Annotated in this window: 3 protein-coding genes; all 3 read right to left on the bottom strand. The window is 72.8% G+C overall.

Going from position 1 to position 1752, the window contains the following annotated elements:
• Positions 1 to 821 (bottom strand): AAA family ATPase (locus AB0C29_RS46775; protein WP_360834625.1); only part of this gene is annotated, 821 nt, incomplete at its 3' end.
• Positions 822 to 834: 13 nt separating this feature from the next.
• Positions 835 to 1440, bottom strand: a complete 606-nt coding sequence (locus tag AB0C29_RS46770) for a hypothetical protein (RefSeq protein ID WP_360834623.1) — start codon at positions 1438 to 1440, stop codon at positions 835 to 837.
• Positions 1437 to 1752, bottom strand: a 316-nt coding sequence (locus AB0C29_RS46765) for a DUF4129 domain-containing protein (RefSeq protein ID WP_360834621.1), incomplete at its 5' end; no start/stop codon positions are given. The genes AB0C29_RS46765 and AB0C29_RS46770, both read right to left, overlap by 4 nt.

Below are 1752 nucleotides of genomic sequence, written 5' to 3'. Positions count from 1 at the left end.
CCCGCCGCCAGGAGGAGTCGCAGCTGGCGCCGGTGGTCGACGCGCACCGGCTGATGGCCATGCAGGCCGCGCTGGAGCAGGTCGTGCTCGCGGGTCGCCGAGGTCAGCGCGACGATGTAACGGCCGATCGAGTCCTCGACCACGACCTGCTCCAGCGCGGCCTGCATGGCCATCAGCCGGTGCGCGTCGACCACCGGCGCCAGCTGCGACTCCTCCTGGCGGCGGGACATGCGGCGGCGCAGCACCTCCCACTCCTCGTCCTCGGTGGGGTAGCCGAACGAGACGCGCAGCATGAACCGGTCGAGCTGGGCCTCGGGCAGCGGGTACGTGCCCTCGTACTCGATCGGGTTGGCCGTGGCCAGCACGTGGAAGGGCGGGTCGAGCCGGTAGGTGACGCCCTCGACGGAGACCTGCTTCTCCTGCATGGCCTCCAGCAGGGCGGCCTGGGTCTTCGGCGGCGTCCGGTTGATCTCGTCGGCGAGCAGCATGTTGGTGAAGACCGGGCCGGCCCGGAACGCGAAGTCACCCTTGCGCTGGTCGTAGAGGAAGGACCCGGTGACGTCCGCGGGCAGCAGGTCGGGGGTGAACTGCAGGCGGCGGAAGTCCAGGCCGAGCGACTGGGCGAAGCAGCGGGCGGTCAGCGTCTTGCCCAGCCCGGGCAGGTCCTCCAGCAGCACGTGACCGCCGGCCAGGATGCCGGCCAGCACCAGCTCGAGGGACTCCCGCTTGCCGACCACCACGCTGCCGACCGAGTCCAGGACAGCGCCGGCCAGCCTGCCGACCTCGTACGGCGGCAGGGCCTCCACGCTCGCGTCCGTCACCGAACCACCCTTCTCAGATCTTCTCTAGTGCCTCGACGTACGTGGACAGCTCACGGGGCTTCGGCGAGCGCCGGCCCGGCTCGTCCAGGAACTCCCACAGCGGCTCGCCGAGCAGCTCCCGGGCCCGCCGCGGATCCGACGCGCGGGTGAACCCGTGCTTGAGCCGCAGGCGTTCGTCGGCGAGCTCGGTGAACACGGGCAGGACGTTACGCGAGAACCTCTCGAAGTCGTGCTGCGACCACTCCAGCCGTTGCTCCCAGCGCCGTACCGCCGCCCGCAGGGTATCGGTGCCGGCCCATCGGTAGTCACCCTCGTCCTCGCCGCGGCGGGTCGCCGGCCTGGGCAGCGGCGGCGGGGCCACTTCGGACACGGCCAGCATCAGCAGCCGCAGCGCGACGAACGCGGCCACGATCAGCAGGATGGAGACATTGATGCCGCGCGACCGCAGCGCCGCCACGGTGACGACGGTGGCGACCGCGACGAGCAGGAGGTTGCGGACGACCCAGCCGATCCGGGACCGCGGTTTCTCGGCCTCCTCCTCGGGCGGGTCGGGGAGCATGACCTCGGCCGGCCGGCTGCCGAACAGGTCCTCGAGCCCGCCGTCCTGCTCGCGGCTCATGAGCTGACCCCGGCGCCGAGGTCGACCCGCAGCCGTTCGAGGGCGGAGCGGGCCTGCTGACGCATCTGGTCGTCGACGGTGTGGGTGGCGTAGCGGGCCTGGCGGTAGACCGCGGCGAACGGGGTCAGCACGCCGGCGTCGAGGCGCTGCTCGGCCAGCAGCCGGGCGACCAGGTCGGTGGGGCTGTCACCGGCGTGCCGGGGCGTGCCGGCCGCGGCGGCGGCCTGCTCCAGGCGCACCCAGCAGGCGATAACGGCCCGGCGGGGGTCCCGGTCGGTGTCGGACAGCTCCTGCAGGCCGGCGTCCAGGGCC

The organism is Actinoplanes sp. NPDC048791 (assembly GCF_040650095.1).
GTDB lineage: Bacteria > Actinomycetota > Actinomycetes > Mycobacteriales > Micromonosporaceae > Actinoplanes.
The sequence above is the reverse complement of the archived record's forward strand: the minus strand, read 5'-3'. Positions and strand labels throughout refer to the sequence as shown.

Bases quoted from the DNA above. Each gene is read 5' to 3' on its own strand.
- AB0C29_RS46770 (WP_360834623.1), bottom strand. From the start codon at position 1,440: ATGAGCCGCGAGCAGGACGGCGGGCTCGAGGACCTGTTCGGCAGCCGG.